This window comes from Palleronia sp. THAF1, assembly GCF_009363795.1.
Lineage (GTDB): Bacteria > Pseudomonadota > Alphaproteobacteria > Rhodobacterales > Rhodobacteraceae > Palleronia.
The window spans coordinates 1,563,851-1,579,125 of the sequence record NZ_CP045420.1; the positions used below are offsets into that span (position 1 = coordinate 1,563,851).

The 15,275-nt window shown below is 63.5% G+C and carries 16 protein-coding genes; 13 read left to right on the plus strand and 3 right to left on the minus strand.

What is annotated here, in order from left to right; genetic code table 11:
- The first annotated feature begins 82 nt into the window (after nucleotides 1–82).
- From FIU81_RS07835 to FIU81_RS07880, 10 genes are all read left to right on the plus strand, one after another.
- Nucleotides 83–817, plus strand: a complete 735-nt coding sequence (locus tag FIU81_RS07835; protein ID WP_124113075.1) for a DsbA family protein — start codon at nucleotides 83–85, stop codon at nucleotides 815–817.
- 418 nt (nucleotides 818–1,235) lie between these two features.
- Complete coding sequence (locus FIU81_RS07840) at nucleotides 1,236–2,279, plus strand: AraC family transcriptional regulator (RefSeq protein ID WP_124113077.1); 1,044 nt, start codon at nucleotides 1,236–1,238, stop codon at nucleotides 2,277–2,279.
- Nucleotides 2,280–2,373: 94 nt separating this feature from the next.
- A complete protein-coding gene (locus tag FIU81_RS07845) occupies nucleotides 2,374–3,321 on the plus strand; it encodes a hypothetical protein (RefSeq protein ID WP_124113079.1) in 948 nt (315 codons plus the stop codon).
- A gap of 67 nt (nucleotides 3,322–3,388) precedes the next feature.
- The gene (locus tag FIU81_RS07850; RefSeq protein WP_124113081.1) at nucleotides 3,389–4,030 is read left to right on the plus strand and encodes a 2-hydroxychromene-2-carboxylate isomerase; all 642 of its coding nucleotides are present in this window, start codon (nucleotides 3,389–3,391) and stop codon (nucleotides 4,028–4,030) included.
- A gap of 84 nt (nucleotides 4,031–4,114) precedes the next feature.
- Complete coding sequence (locus FIU81_RS07855; protein ID WP_124113083.1) at nucleotides 4,115–5,890, plus strand: arylsulfatase; 1,776 nt, start codon at nucleotides 4,115–4,117, stop codon at nucleotides 5,888–5,890.
- A gap of 67 nt (nucleotides 5,891–5,957) precedes the next feature.
- The gene (locus FIU81_RS07860; RefSeq protein WP_124113085.1) at nucleotides 5,958–6,791 is read left to right on the plus strand and encodes a type 1 glutamine amidotransferase domain-containing protein; all 834 of its coding nucleotides are present in this window, start codon (nucleotides 5,958–5,960) and stop codon (nucleotides 6,789–6,791) included.
- A 41-nt stretch (nucleotides 6,792–6,832) separates the two neighbouring features.
- Nucleotides 6,833–7,333, plus strand: a complete 501-nt coding sequence (locus FIU81_RS07865) for a hypothetical protein (RefSeq protein WP_124113087.1) — start codon at nucleotides 6,833–6,835, stop codon at nucleotides 7,331–7,333.
- A gap of 60 nt (nucleotides 7,334–7,393) precedes the next feature.
- Entirely contained in the window at nucleotides 7,394–8,314 is a 921-nt protein-coding gene (locus tag FIU81_RS07870) for a formylglycine-generating enzyme family protein (protein WP_124113089.1), read from the plus strand.
- A 38-nt stretch (nucleotides 8,315–8,352) separates the two neighbouring features.
- Nucleotides 8,353–8,742 (plus strand): DUF4345 domain-containing protein, encoded by a 390-nt coding sequence (locus FIU81_RS07875; RefSeq protein WP_254696029.1) that lies wholly within the window; start codon nucleotides 8,353–8,355, stop codon nucleotides 8,740–8,742.
- 206 nt (nucleotides 8,743–8,948) lie between these two features.
- A complete protein-coding gene (locus tag FIU81_RS07880; protein ID WP_172971428.1) occupies nucleotides 8,949–9,935 on the plus strand; it encodes an alpha/beta hydrolase in 987 nt (328 codons plus the stop codon).
- Between the two features lie 416 nt (nucleotides 9,936–10,351).
- On the opposite strand, the gene tpiA is transcribed toward FIU81_RS07880, so the two are convergent.
- A complete protein-coding gene (gene tpiA, locus FIU81_RS07885; RefSeq protein WP_124113095.1) occupies nucleotides 10,352–11,113 on the minus strand; it encodes a triose-phosphate isomerase in 762 nt (253 codons plus the stop codon).
- 99 nt (nucleotides 11,114–11,212) lie between these two features.
- On the opposite strand from tpiA, the gene FIU81_RS07890 reads away from it, so the two are divergent.
- A complete protein-coding gene (locus FIU81_RS07890) occupies nucleotides 11,213–12,118 on the plus strand; it encodes an isopenicillin N synthase family dioxygenase (RefSeq protein WP_124113098.1) in 906 nt (301 codons plus the stop codon).
- 48 nt (nucleotides 12,119–12,166) lie between these two features.
- Here FIU81_RS07890 and FIU81_RS07895 read toward each other — a convergent pair whose 3' ends face one another.
- Both FIU81_RS07895 and dksA read right to left on the minus strand, forming a co-directional pair.
- Nucleotides 12,167–13,273: an FAD-dependent oxidoreductase gene (locus FIU81_RS07895; protein ID WP_124113100.1), complete on the minus strand. Its 1,107-nt coding sequence runs from the start codon at nucleotides 13,271–13,273 to the stop codon at nucleotides 12,167–12,169.
- 69 nt (nucleotides 13,274–13,342) lie between these two features.
- Complete coding sequence (dksA, locus tag FIU81_RS07900) at nucleotides 13,343–13,765, minus strand: RNA polymerase-binding protein DksA (RefSeq protein ID WP_124113139.1); 423 nt, start codon at nucleotides 13,763–13,765, stop codon at nucleotides 13,343–13,345.
- Between the two features lie 204 nt (nucleotides 13,766–13,969).
- Here dksA and FIU81_RS07905 point away from each other — a divergent pair, with 204 nt between their 5' ends.
- Nucleotides 13,970–14,812, plus strand: coding sequence for an AAA family ATPase (locus tag FIU81_RS07905; protein WP_124113101.1), 843 nt, complete (start codon nucleotides 13,970–13,972; stop codon nucleotides 14,810–14,812).
- A complete protein-coding gene (locus FIU81_RS07910) occupies nucleotides 14,809–15,237 on the plus strand; it encodes a GNAT family N-acetyltransferase (RefSeq protein ID WP_124113102.1) in 429 nt (142 codons plus the stop codon). Before FIU81_RS07905 ends, FIU81_RS07910 begins: the two co-directional genes overlap by 4 nt.
- Nucleotides 15,238–15,275 lie beyond the last annotated feature (38 nt).

The following is a 15,275-nucleotide window of genomic DNA, read 5'->3' on the forward strand; positions in this document are numbered from 1 at the left end:
GTCAATCACGTTCCCGCGCCCGCCCTTGCGCTGAGCCGCCCCCTGCCCCACGATCTCGCGCGACACATTTCCGGAGACGACCATGTTCAAGCCCCTTGCCCTTGCGGCCCTGCTCGCCACCCCAGTCGCCGCCGATGGGCTGACCGACATGACAGACGCCGAGCGCGCCGCCTTCGGGGACGAGGTGCGCGCCTACTTGCTGGAAAACCCGCAGGTTCTGATGGAAGCGCTCTCTGTTCTGGAACAGCGCGAGCAGCAGGCACAAGCCGCCAGCGACCAAGAGCTGGTCGCCCAATTCTCCGAGCAACTGTTCAACGACGGCTATTCCTGGGTCGACGGCCCGGCCGATGCCGATGTGACCGTGGTGGAATTCATGGACTACCGCTGCGGCTACTGCCGCCGCGCCCACCCAGAGGTGCAACAGCTGCTGGACAGCGACGCCAACGTCCGCCTGATCGTCAAGGAGTTCCCGATTTTGGGCGAAGACTCGGTGCTCGCCAGCCGCTACGCCATCGCCACGCAGATCGCACTGGGGGATGAGGCTTACGGCACAATTCACGACGCGCTGATGACCCAAAACGTCGAGATGTCGGAGGCCGGTCTGTCCGCCCTCGCCACCGACCTCGGCCTTGACGCCGACGCCATCGCCGCTTCAATGGACGACCCCGAAATCGCCCGCCGCATCGCCGAAACCCGCGCCTTGGGCCAAGCCATGGGCATCAACGGCACGCCTTCCTTCATCATCGAAGACCAGATGCTCCGAGGCTACGTGCCGCTGGAGGGGATGATGGAAATCGTGGAGGGCGTGCGGGGGTGATATGCCGTGATCGCGTGCCGCTGAGCTACTGCAGCTCACGGCAGGGTCGAGCCCCTTTGCCAAATGCCATCCCGCAGCATCCTGCCGCTACAGAAAAGCCAGCCCATAACTCTCGGCCCGACGCTGCCCTGCGAGCGATAAGATGTCGCTGCGGCACGCCGAATGTTTGGGATGGAAGTGCCGGAATTTTGACCCCAACGCGAAAATGATGCGTCACTAGGAGCGATCCTTTGAAGGCTATTGCAGGAATTCGAACGCATCTCGTGCCGGACTCGATGCGCGTGAGTCGTTTCGGTTCACGGTGTCGGTCTAGACAGGTATAAGATCAGACTCGCATGAGCCGCGACGTCCTTCGGTCACGATACTGTCCAGCGCGCGGTCCGACGTCACTGTGTTGGGACACAACCGAGGCTTTTGGATGATGCGCATTCCCTCGCCTGTCGATGACTCGGGTCTGACCATGACCTATCCGGGTTTCGTCTTCCGGACGCTTCTAGAGGGAGGCTATCCGGCTGACACACTTCTGGCAGGGACGGGCCTCGATAGTCTGCAGCTTCAGGATCCGCAGTTCAGATCGGGATTTCCGCCACTGCGTCAGCTGCTGCTGAACGCCATCGCCGCAACCGGCGATCCGCATCTGGGCGTGACGCTCGCGCAGTCGTTTCGGCCGACCTATATCGGTCTGCCCGCCTATGCAGCAATGAACGCGGCACGGTTCAAAGCCGGGTTGGAGGTGCTGGAACGCTATTTCGCACTGAGTTTTCCGGCCATCGATCTGCGGCTTCTGGATCGTCTGCCCGGCGGCATGGCGGCGATCCGGGTGCGGTCCCGGTTTCCCTTCGACGACCTGGAATATTTCGGCATCGGCAGTGCGGTTGTGGCCATCGACGGTCTTCTGAAGGCGATGCTTGGAGAAGAGACCGTGACCGACAACGTCGAGATGGCGTTCGCGCAGCCCGATGGGTGGTTCGATATCGTGCCTCGTATCGCCTTCCCGGTCAGGTTCGGCACCGAGCGGACCCGCGTCGTGTTCCATGCAGAGCTGCTGGATCGGCCGCTGCCCGGGTCTGATCCCTTGAACCACGCCCGTCTGACGGCGCTCTGTGCGCAGGCGATGGCCGAAATGGCCCAAGCGGCCTCTCCCGTCGGGCAGGTCGAGGCGATCCTGACCAAGGCGGATCCCCTGTGCCCGTCACTGTCGCAGATCGCGGCAAAGCTTGGTTATTCCGAACGCAGTCTGCGGCGACACCTTCAGCAGTCCGACACAACTTTTCGTGCAATGCTCGATGAAATACGCGAACGGCGCGCCCGCGCGCTTCTGTCCGAGACCTCGATGCCGGTAAAGGGCGTCGCGGCCACGCTTGGCTTCGAATCACCGTCGAACTTTGCGCGGAGTTTCAAGCGGTGGACGGGCCTGACGCCGAATGCGTTCCGCGAACGGGTCGATCTTGGCCGAAATTGAATGACCTTTGGCCAAAGGTGATCCGACGCGACCGTCGCCGCTTCAACTGACAGAGATGTAATCTCTTCCCGAGGTGTTTCCGGGAGAAGGCGTGATGGCACGACGGCAATTCCGAGCGAAATCGGTGATCCATGGGTTATGCGCCCGTGCGGCGTTGTGCGGTCTGGTAAGCTGCGTGACGATGGGGGTCGCGCCCGCGGTGGCCGAAGTTACCAACAGCGATCTGATCGATGCCACGCCCGATGCGGGCCTGCCGCGCGCAGCCAACGGGCGGTCCGCCGATCTATTATCGGCCTTCTTCGGACTAGACGACTCTCTGCCTTTCCTGGCGCGGCTGATCTGCCGCGGCGCACTGGGCAAGGACGGAATGCCGGTCATCTTCTCGACCGAGATCGACCACGAGACGTTGGAGGCGGGGGATTTTCGCGTCACGACCGCATCGGGCGCGGAAGGCCAGATGCATTGCGTGACACTTCTGCCGGCGACCGATGCGGGCGAGTTGCGCACCGTTCTGTTGGTAGGCGCGTTCGGCGATGCAAAGACGGACCCGCCAGTCGCGGTCGAAGTCGTAGGTCATCTGCGGTCACTCGACGGTGCGCTGGAGTACCGTGGCGCGCGGGTGGACGTGACCCCTCTCGCACCCGGACCCACGCTGGTGCTGGCCGAGATCGTGGACGACAGCGCGCGCGATCTGGGGCTTGGTCTGCGCCGCACGCAGGGCAGCCGCTGCCCGACCGGGGACACCCTGCAGGCCGTGCGGGCGGTCTGGGCCGGAGGTGTGACATTGGAAAACGGCGATGAGCCGGGCGAATCCGAGCGGGACTTGTACCGGGTTACGGTGCGCGCAGCCGACGGGACCGAGCGCGAAGTTACGCCCGCCGCGCTCGCCGACCTGGGAGACGGAGACAACAACCACCTTCTGTGCCTCGATACCGCGGATACGCCCCTGTCCGTTTCGTTTCCCGCAGGCGTGCTGACCGATCCCAACCACGACCTGAACCCTGCAACTTCGGTCGCCGTATCCAACCCATCGAGAAACTAACTCGCGGCGTGCGCGCACATCCGTTCTTCCAAGCACAGCCACCGACCCATTTTGCGGAGACAACCCCATGACCCGAACCGTCGATGTCTTTTGGTCGTTCAGAAGCCCGTTTTCCTATCTTGCGACCCCCGATCTTCTGAAGCTTCGGGACGATTACGACGTATCCGTGCAGTTCCGACCAGTTCTGCCGATCGCGGTCCGCGCGAAGGAGTCGCTGTTCACCGATGATCCGCGGCGTGTGCGATACATCATGCTGGATATGGTGCGGAGGGCCGAATTTCTGGGCATGCCGTTCGGGCGGCCCTCGCCCGATCCGGTGGTGCAGGACCTGAACACCTTCGAGGTCGCAGACGAGCAACCGTACATCTATCGACTGACCGGTCTGGGCATCGAGGCAGAGCGGCGCGGCAAGGGGCTGGACTTCGCATTTCATGTCGCCGCCCTGATCTGGAGCGGAACGCCAGGCTGGAACGAAGGCGATCGGCTGGGCGAGGCGACTGCGAAAGCGGGTCTGGACCTGGCCGAGATGGAGGCGGCGCTCGCAGCGGAGGATCCCATGCCGCAGATCGAGGCCAATCAGGCTGCGCTGGATGCTTCGGGCCATTGGGGCGTTCCGACCATGGTGTTCGAAGGCGAACCTTTCTTCGGCCAGGACCGGGTCGAGACCCTGCGCTGGCGCTTGGACCAAGCGGGACTGGCAAAGGGATGATCCGCAATGCGCAGTTTGAAACAGATCGCTGGCAGGAACAGCCGCTCGCTATTCCTCTTTCGCGACGTACCGGGGGCATTTGACATGAACAGATCCATCAGAACCGTGCTTGTCGCGTCGGCCGCCTTGGCCTTCGCGGTCCCGGCGGCCCTGGCGCAGGAAAGTCGTCCGAACATCCTTGTGGTGCTGTTCGACGACGTGGGTTTCACTGGGTTCGGGGCTTACGGCGGGGATGCGAATACACCGCGAATCGACGCTCTGTCGCAGTCGGGAACGCTCTTCTCGCGCTACTATTCGTCTCCGTTCTGCGGGCCCAGCCGGGCGATGCTCATGACGGGGCAAGACAACCACGAGACCGGGATGGGCACTTTGGTCGAGACGGTGACCCCCGGCCAGCGAGAATTGCCCGGATATTCCATGATCTGGGACGACGGCCAGCAGACCATCGCGAGCCGTCTCTCCGAGGCAGGTTACCGTACCTATGTCAGTGGCAAGTGGGGGATCGGCGCGAAGGGGGCGAACCTGCCCAATCGGTTCGGTTTCGACCGGTCCTACGTGATGGATTCCACCGGCGGCAGTAACTACGATCATTCGCACTACCTGCCCGGATACCAGGACGTGGCGTGGTACGAGGATGGCGAGCCTGTGCGCTTGCCCGAGGATTTCTATTCTTCGCGCAACCTCGTGGATCAGATGATCGAATACATTGATGAAGGCGGCACGGATCAGCCCTTCTTCGGCTTTCTATCACTGCAAGCCGTCCATATCCCGGTGCAGGCTCCCCTGGAATTCATAGATCGATACGACGGCATCTTCGATGTCGGCTGGGATGTGATGCGCGAGGAACGGTGGCAGCGCGCCATCAATCTTGGCCTTGTTCCCGACAGCACGACCTTGGCCCCCGTGCATGAGGATCATCGCGCTTGGGACGACCTTACTCCGCAGGAGCAGCGGATCGCCGCGCGCGAAATGCAGGTGAACGCGGGCATGATCGAGGCTGCGGATTACCACATCGGCCGCCTGCTGGATCATCTGGAAGAGACAGGCCAGCTGAAGAACACCATCGTCGTCGTGACCTCGGACAACGGACCCGAAGGCGGCGTGACCCGGCTTGAAAACCCTGTCGCCAATCTGGCGCTGAACGGGATCCGCGCGCTCGAGGGCTATGATACCTCACCCGACAATGCCGGTCTGCCGGGCAGTCTTGTGGCCATCGGGCCGGAGTGGGCGTCGGTCTCGGCCTCTCCGTTCAACCTGTACAAGTTCTATTCCAGCGAAGGCGGGCTGCGCGTTCCGCTCGTCATCGACGGACCGGGCATCGCGGCGATCGGCGTGCAAGACGGTCTGGTTCACGTAACTGACCTGATGCCGACGCTTCTGGACGCCGCAGGGGTCGCCTATGACCCGGCTGCGATCTACGGGCAAAGCATGCTGCCGTTGCTGGCAGGGGACACCGTTGAGGCACGCGGCCCCGAGGACAGTTTCGGCGTCGAGGTCAGCGGCAACGCGGCGCTTTATCGTGGCAACTGGAAGCTGGTGCGCCCGGCGCTGCCACGAGGAGACTTCACTTGGCGGCTGTTCGACCTGCCCGTCGATCCGGGTGAGACCACGGATGTCGCAGACGAAAATCCCGAACTTTTCGCCGAACTGCGCGCCGAATACGACGCCTATTCCCAAGAGAACGGCGTACTGGACCTGGGAGCAGAGGATTACGCCGAAAAGCAGTTGTTCAGCAATCTTCTGGACAAGGTGATCGGCAAATACTGGGCCTATCTGGCCGCCGTCGTGCTGATGCTGCTGCTGTCGGTCTTCGCCCTGTACCGGCTGGTCCGCGTGCTCATGCGACGTCGGACCGCCTGATGGAATTTTAGAACCGATGGACCCGCCTCGGGACCGTCACCCACCCCCTTACCTTGGAGAGTCTGTCATGACCTGGATCGTCGTTCCCATTCTTGTCCTGGCCCTTCTGGCCATCCTGATCTACCTGTATCTGCCGCGCATCCTGAACATGCTGGGCATCCACAAGCATTATACGATCCCCGATTTCGACCTGAAGGGACGCCGTGCGCTGGTGATCTGCACCAACCACGACAAGCTGGATCCGTCGGACAAGAAGACCGGCGCGTTCGGGTCCGAATTCACCGTGCCTTACTATGCCTTCGTCAACGCGGGACTGGAGGTGGACATGGCGTCCCCCAAGGGTGGTGAGATCCCGATCCAGCCGGGCTCGTGGTCCTGGCCGTTGGCAAGCGACGACGACAAGCGTTTCATGGCCGACAAGAAGGCGATGCACGATCTGCACAATTCGAAGGCGGTCGCTGACTTGGACCCCGCGGATTACGACGCGATCTTCATGGCCGGTGGCTGGGGCGCCGCCTACGACCTGATGCAGAGTGAGGAACTGAGCGACTTCGTGACCCGTGCGAACGCCCAAGGCAAAATCCTGGGCTCGGTCTGCCACGGCGCGCTGGGGCTGTGTGGCGCCACCGGTGTAGACGGTGAGCCGCTGGTAAAGGGGCGCCGCGTTACGGGGGTGACCAACAACCAGATCAACACTTTCGGCATCGCGATCACCCCCAAACACCCCGAGGAAGAGCTGCGCAAGCTGGGCGCGATCTATGAGTGCCAGCACGCTTTTCGGGACCCGTTTGCGACGCATACCACCATCGACGGCAACCTGATCACCGGCCAGAACCAGAACAGCGGATACGAGGCGGCACACCGTATTCTGGAAAAGATGGCCACGCAGCGCAACGTCTGACATGGGCCTGCACGTTCAGATGCCGAGGGCGAAGCCATGGCATGGACCGCACCCCCAACTTCGCGTGGGGACCCGTGCAGCGCGCTTCTTTCGGGCTGATCTATGGCGCGATCCTTGTCCTCAGCCTCTTGATGGCGATGGACGAGGTCCGCGACGGCGCATTCGAGGCGGCCCTTGTCCTGTTCGGTTCGGTCCTTGCAGTGACCCTGGCCAAGATCTTCGCCGAGGTGTTGTCGCACGCGATGGAGACGGGCGAGCGCATCCTTACAGCCAAGGCCTTCCGCACCGCCTGGCGGCACAGCCATCCGACTCTGCTGGTCGCGAATGTGCCGACGGCGATCTTTGCTGTGGCCGGCCTTGACTGGCTGGACGTTTCGACCGCCACCGCACTGTCGCAAGCCTTCTGCATACTGGTTTTGGTCGTGCTGGGCGCGCGTGTCGGTTGGGTCATAAATCATAGCTGGTGGCTGCCCATCGGCGGTGCGGCCTTCGCAGGCAGCGTCGGTGTCGGGCTCGCCGCGATGAAATACGCCATTCACTGAAGCCTGCGCGGCCTTGCACCAGCCACACCGGTTCAAAGTGCCATTTTATGGAGCGTTTGAATGAGACGGGTTCGGAAATCACTCATAGGCGGGGGTATCCTGACCGCGGTTCTTGCAGCCACCGCAGTTCTGGCGCTTTCGCCGCGCGGGGGCAGTTCATCCGGGTCGGGGTCCACGTGCGGATTAAGCGCGTCCCAACTCGGCGGCTTCGTCACTATTCCCGGCGGCGGCTTTGTCATGGGGGTTGATCCGCACTATCCCGAAGAAGGGCCGCCACGGCGTGTGCTTGTCTCGCCCTTCTTGTTACAGGAACACGAAGTCACGAACGCCCAGTTCGCAACCTTCGTCGCCGACACGGGCTACTTGACCGAAGCCGAGCGCAACGGCGGATCGGCTCGGTTCAGCGAGACCGATACACCCCAGCGGATTTTGTCCTGGTGGTCGCTTGATCCCGCCGCGACCTGGCGCACGCCGGACGGTGCTGGATCGGACCTGACAGGGCGAGATCTGCACCCCGTAACGCACGTCACGCTGAACGACGCCCGGGCCTATGCCGACTGGGCGGGCGGTCGCCTGCCGACCGAGGTGGAGTGGGAATACGCCGCGAGCCACGGTCTGTTCGATCCCATGGACCCCGAATCCGGCGTCCGCGCGCCCGACGGCACCCCTCGGGCCAATGTGTGGACGGGTCTCTTCCCGATCATGAACTCGCGTCGCGATGGGTTCGCGGGCACCGCGCCGGTGGGGTGCTACGAGGCTGGTCTGACCGGAGCCTTCGACATGATCGGCAATGTCTGGGAATGGACGGATACGCCCTTTGGCGCCGCCCAGCCCCGGGTCACGATCAAGGGTGGGTCGTTTCTGTGCAGCGAGGACTACTGCCAGCGGTATCGCGTTGCCGCGCGCGAAGGCATGGAACGCGACTTCAGTACCGCGCATGTCGGATTTCGGATCGTGAAGGACATGGGACAAGGGAAATGAAGGAAGGGCCGCGGATATCGATTGATCTGGCGAGGCGGATGTTCCTGATGGCCTTCGGCGTCGGACTTGTGCCGGTCGCCTTGGCCTACGGGGCCGTGCCGGAGCAAAGCCTGACGTGGCTCTACGGCCTTGACGCGCCGGATTCGACCACGCGGCATTTCTTCCGCGCGATCATGGGTCTTTACCTGGCGATGATCGCCTTCTGGCTGGCCGGCGCCGCACACGCTGCCCTGCGGATGGCAGCCCTGTGGTCGGCCTTCGTCTTCGTCACCGGCATTGCCAGTGGCCGTTTGCTCAGCCTTGCACTGGACGGATGGCCGCGGCCGATCCTGCTGATCTATCTGGTCTTAGAAATCGCGCTGGCCGCCGTAAGCCTGACGCTCATCCTTTGCGGGCCCGGACGCGCGACCGCTGAGGACGCGGGGTGACCGGCACATTCGCGATCCCCGAAAGAGGAATGACATCAGTCTGACAATGTAGCGGAATCGTCAGCGGAGGTATTTTCGAGATGATCCTACGTCGCCTCCTTACTTTGTGCCTATCCCTTGCTTTTCTTTCGGGGTGTGCGGGCAGTCCTAAGCAATTCCTCGCTCCAAATGCGGAGGTCGGACGGGCCGATATCCAGAGGATCTACTTGGCGACGGACCGCATTCTGGCCCCCGATCTGTCGGGCACGACGCAGCGCGGCGGCGCGCTGTCCTTTGCGCAATATGATGACACGATACCACCGAGCCATCGACCGGGACTTGTGGAATATTCGGCGGCCAACCCAGATCCGAACACCAGCTTTACTGTAGCCGGGGCTCGGTCGATCGGGTCGCTGCCAGAGCTTGCGGGCAAGGTGCAAGACGCGGCGGGCCCGCTCGGGCGTCCGATCGACAGTCCGGTGGTCTTTGTCCATGGCTTCAACACATCCATGCAGGACGCTGTCTACCGCCATGCGCAAATCGCCCATGATTACGGCCTGAATGGTCCGCAGGTGACCTTTTCATGGCCGTCGATTCAACGGCCCTTGGGCTATGTGCGCGACAAGGACAGCGTCCTGATCGCCCGAGATCATCTTGCGGAACTGCTGATCGCACTGGCGCGGGAAAATCAGAATGTCTTCGTCTTCGGCCATTCCATGGGCACGCAACTTGTCGTCGAAACCTTGCGGCAACTGTCGATTTCGGGGAAGCGCGACGTTCTGGCCGGGATCGGCGGCGTCATCCTCGTGTCGCCGGATATCGACCTTGATCTGTTCGAAGCCCAGCACGAACGCATCGATCCGCTTCCCAGTCCATTCGTGGTCATGACATCCGAAAACGACTACGCGCTGCGCTTCTCGTCCTTGCTGACGGCGCAGCCCGAGCGGCTGGGGTCGGCCCGCGACCGCAGCCGTCTCGCCGCGCTGGATCTGCTGGTTCTCGATCTGTCGGGCCTGCCCAATTCCCGCGACCACTTCCTGGCGGCCACGTCGCCTGCCGTCATCGACATCGTCACCGGTGCGCGCACAGATGTTCTGACTGGGCGGATCGCACGTAGCGGGGTAATCGACATCGCTGCGTTTCAGACCGCGACCCAAGACGACGTTTTACATGCAGGCGCTTTCCTGAAACCACCCGAGGCGCCTACCGACTAGGCCTTCGCAGTAAACGCGCCCGCGCATCGTTTTCCTCTTCGCCATCTCGTCAGTTCTCTTATCGAAAACGAGGATGACCTTGGATTCCAGCTTCCATCAGTTTCCGATTTCTCAAGGAGAGCCGCATTGCCTTGGTCGACCGAGTAACTCGAAGTTTCCTTGCTTAGACGGATAGCCTGCAGACTACCTTCTCGTGGGGGGGCTGGACCCGCCGAGATGGTTCGACGCTTGAAACGGGACGACCGCTACCCACTCTTTCATCCGCCTTACCTCGCAGATACCGTGTAGATCGCGCACGTGCGGCTGACGGCGGCTCCGCCCCGCACAGCGGACCCTCTCTCCTCTGACAAAACCGCAATCGCTTTTCACCCGCGTCCCACTTACAGGTCCAAAACCTGCGCCGTCAGTATCTCAGCCTACCCCTTCGCCGTATCCAGCGCCGCGATGATCCCGCCGAAGTCGTCGGCCTTCAACGATGCACCGCCCACCAACGCCCCATCCACGTTCTCGACCGCGAATATCTCGGTGGCGTTCGACGGCTTCACCGACCCGCCATACAGCACGCGCACGGACTTGCCGACGCCTGCGCCGAAGCGTTCGATCAGGCGGGAGCGGATCATGTCGTGGACCTCTCCGATCTGGTCCGTGGTGGGGACCTTGCCGGTGCCGATGGCCCAGACGGGCTCATAGGCGACGACCAGATTGTGGCCCGTCGCCTGTTCGGGCAGCGATCCGGCCAACTGCCCTTCGATGATGGCGATGGTGTTCGCCGCCTCGCGTTCGGCCAGCGTTTCACCGACGCAGACGACGGCCATCAGACCGGCCTCCCACGCGGCCTTCGTCTTGTTGCGCACGATCTCGTCGGTCTCGGCGTGGTCCGCACGCCGTTCCGAATGGCCAAGGATCACGGCGGTGGCGCCAGCGTCCTTCAGCATCGCAGCCGACACGTCTCCGGTATGCGCGCCGATCTCGTTCCAGTGGCAGTCCTGACCACCCACACTGATTTTAGTGCCCTCTGCCGCCTGCGCCATCCTCTGCAACAGCGTCGCGGGCGGGCACAGCAGGATGTCGGACGCGGCGCTGCCCTGAGCGTCGGCCAGGGCCTTCACCTGATCCAGCGCGGCGGCGGTGCCGTTCATCTTCCAGTTTCCGGCGGCAAGGGGGGTGCGGTCGGCCATGACGTTTCTCCTGCAAATGTCCCTGACTGACCTAGCCGCTTTCGCCCGAAGGCAAAACGGATTATCGCGGGCCCAAGTCCGACCGCGACAGGAGCCGCCATGATCCCCGCCATCGACGCCACCCGCCTGCACGCCCCCGATACGCTGCAAGCGATGCACCGCGCCGCGACCGAAACCGGGTTTCTAACGGTCACGAACACCCGCATCGGGCGCGACGGGGTGGATGCCGTGATCGCTGCGTACCTCGACTTCTTCCGCCTGCCCCACGCTGAAAAGGCGAGGATCGACATGGCCGCGACAGGTTCGAACCGCGGCTGGGGCGCGCCGGGGGCCGAGCGTGTCGACCCAACCGCCAACCCCGATTACAAACAGGTCTTCGACATGGGGCTGGAGCTGGACGCGAACGATCCCATGGCCGCGCATGGGCTCAAATACTACGCTCCCAACCGTTGGCCCGAGGGGATGCCCGCGTTCCAGGCGACGGTGGAAGCCTATTATGCACAAGCCCGCGCCACCGCGCTGGACCTGCTGCGCGCGCTCGCCGCCGCCATCGGCCAGCCGTCGGATTACTTCGACGACAAGTTCGACCGCCCAATGGCCCTGCTGCGCGGCAACTACTACCCGCCCCGCCCCGCCAACGCAGGCGCGCGCGACTTCGGCATCGCGCCGCACACCGACTACGGCTGCCTCACGCTCCTGGCGACCGACGGCACCGCCGGGCTGGAAGTGCAGACGCTGGACGGCACGTGGGAGGGCATCAGCGCCGCCCCCGGCACCTTTGTCGTCAACTTCGGTGAAATGCTGGAGATGTGGACGAACGGCACCGTCCGCGCCACGCCCCACCGGGTCATCGGAACGCAGGCAGAGCGCGTATCCGTCCCGCTGTTCTTCAACCCGAACTACGACACGAACGTCGCCCCCATGGGGTCGGGACAGACGATCCTTGCAGGCGATCACCTGTCGAAGCGCTACGACGAGACGTATCTGCACCTGACCAAGGCCTGAGGGGCTCTGCCCCGCCTGCGGCCCCCGAGGTATTTCCAGAACGGTGAACTAGGGCTGGGTCACATCGTGATCGTAGAGCCACGACAGGCGTTTCAGCATCAGGCCGGGCGCGGCGGCGTTCAGCCCGCGCAGCACGGTGTGGGCAGCCCACCGCATCGGCCCGGACAGGTGGTAGTTGCGCGCGTTGGCGTTGGCGGCCTCGATGGCGCGTGTCGTGCGGTCGCGTCGGGCGTTCTGCCATTGCGGAAGCGTGTGGGCGTCGAAAGCCGCGGCAAAGGTCCAGGCGTCTTCCAGCGCAAGGTTCGCGCCTTGCGCCAGAAACGGCAGCGTCGGGTGTGCGGCGTCGCCCAGGATCGCGACACGGTCCCGCTGCCAAACCTGCGCGACGGGGACGCGGAACAGCCCCCATAGATAGCAGGCCTCGATCCGCTCTAGATTCGCGCGGGCATCCGGGAAATCGGCGAAGAGCGCGCGGAAGCGGTCGGGATCGCCCTGCTGTCGCCAGTCGGCGGCCGTCCAATCCGCGCGTTCCTCGATCCCGACGAGGTTCACGCGACCGTCGGTCAATGGATAGCAGACCAAGTGCCGCCCCGGCCCCATGTCCACGCGGGACTCCGGCATCGCATCCCCCGGCACGATCGCGCGCCACGCCACCTGCCCGGTGAAGAACGGCGCGGATGGGCCGTTAAGCGCCGGCCGCACGACCGAATGCAAACCGTCCGCGCCCAGAACGAACTCTGCGTCTTCGGGCGCGCTGTTCACCACCAGCCCGTCGCCCTTCATCGATACGTCACAGCCAAGACGAATCCGCGCTCCAGCGTCCGAAGCCGCCGTCACCAGCATCTTGGCCAGTGCCGCGCGGTGAACCAATCGGTAACGACGTTCGCCCAACGGCATTCGCAACAAGACACGCCCCGATGGCCCATCGGCCAGCACGACCGCGCGGCTGGACAGGCTTATCGCCTCTAACCCGTCGCGCAGTCCCAGCGCGGCCAGCACTGCCTCGCCATTGGGGCTGATCTGCAGACCGGCGCCGACCTCGGCCATCCGCTCTGCGCGCTCCAGCATTTCCACCTCGTGCCCGCGCTGCGCCAAGGCCAGCGCGGCGGTCAGCCCCGCGATCCCGGCGCCGACGATCTTCACCTGCCTAGCCATGCCACCCCCTTCAAACGCAAACGCCGGAGCCTTTCGGCCCCGGCGCTGCAATTCTATCGCCAGACACGATCAATCCTCGCGGTGGACCTTCTCACGCCGCTCGTGACGCTCCTGCGCCTCTAGGCTCAGCGTGGCGATCGGGCGGGCGTCCAGACGCTTCAGCGAAATCGGCTCTCCGGTCACCTCGCAATAGCCGTACTCGCCGCTTTCCACCCGGCGCAGAGCCGCGTCGATCTTGGCCACAAGCTTGCGCTGGCGGTCCCGCGTGCGCAGTTCCAGCGCGCGGTCGGTCTCTTCCGAGGCACGGTCGTTCACGTCGGGGATATTGCGGGTGCCGTCCTGCAGGCCTTCGATGGTCGACCGGCTTCCGTCCAGAAGCTCTTCGCGCCATTCGATGAGCTTGCGGCGGAAATACTCAAGCTGACGCTCGTTCATGAAAGGCTCGTCCTCTGCGGGGCGGTAATCCTCGGGCAGGAAGGTTTCGACCTTCATCATTGTAACTCCCAGTTGGCTCATATGCCCTGCCTCTTTGATGCGGCTGGCTTATGACGTGGCGAATATCCGACCGATTAGGCCTTGTCACGCATCAACTTTTGACTAATCCCACATGACATACTGCGTTGTTACCGCAGGGACGCTTGCACCGCCTGCGCCCTACCCCTAGGCCTGATGCCGTCACGCAGCAGGATCGAACACATGCGCTTTCAGGGCACAGACGACTACATCGCCACGCAGGATCTGACGATCGCGGTCAACGCCGCCATCACCCTGCAACGCCCCCTTTTGGTGAAGGGAGAGCCCGGCACCGGCAAGACGGAACTGGCGCGGCAGGTGGCCGAAGGTTTGGGCCTGCCGATCATCGAATGGACGGTGAAATCCACCACCCGCGCGCAACAAGGTCTGTATGAGTACGATGCCGTTGGCCGGTTGCGTGACAGCCAGCTGGGCGACGAGCGGGTGAACGATGTCTCCAACTACATCCGCCGTGGCAAGCTGTGGGAGGCGTTCGACCGCGACGACCGCTGCGTCCTGCTGATCGACGAGATCGACAAGGCCGACATCGAGTTTCCGAACGATCTGCTGCAAGAGCTCGACCGGATGGAATTCCACGTCTACGAGACGAATGAGACCGTGCGCGCCCGCGTCCGCCCCATCGTCATCATCACCTCGAACAACGAAAAAGAGCTGCCCGACGCCTTCCTGCGCCGCTGCTTTTTCCACTACATCCAGTTCCCGGACATGGAGACGCTGAAAAAGATCGTCGCCGTCCACCATCCCGACATCAAGGACAAGCTGCTGACCGTGGCGCTGACCAAATTCTACGAGGTCCGCGAACAGCAGGGGCTGAAGAAGAAGCCGTCGACGTCGGAAGTAATCGACTGGCTCAAGCTGCTTCTGGCCGAAGATCTGAGTGCCGAGGACCTGCGCCGTGACGGCGGCGATGCCTTGCCGAAACTACACGGCGCTTTGTTGAAGAACGAGCAGGACGTGGCGCTATTCGAACGGCTGGCCTTCCTAAAGCGGCGCGAGGGGCGGTGATCCGCCCGCTCGCCCCCGCAGACCGCCCGGCGTGGGAGCCGCTTTGGCGCGATTATCTGGCGTTCTACGGCACAACGCTTCCACCAGAAGTCTATGACGCGCAGTGGCAACGTCTGATGACCGGGCATCCCGTCGCGGGCCTGATCGCGGAAAAGGATGGACTGGCCATCGGCATCACCCACTTCATTTTCCATTCCCACGGATGGAAGACGCGCGATGTGTGCTATCTGCAGGACCTCTACGTCACCCCTGATGCACGCGGCACTGGCGCGGGGCGTGCGCTGATCGAAGGCGTCTACGCCGCCGCGGACGCCAACGGCACGCCGGATGTCTACTGGCTGACCGCGCAGGACAACGCTCCTGGTCGCCGTCTGTACGACCGGGTCGGCAGCCTGACGCCCTTCATCAAATACGCGCGGCCCTGACCCGAAAATGTGACCGCGAAACACCGTCAGCGACAATC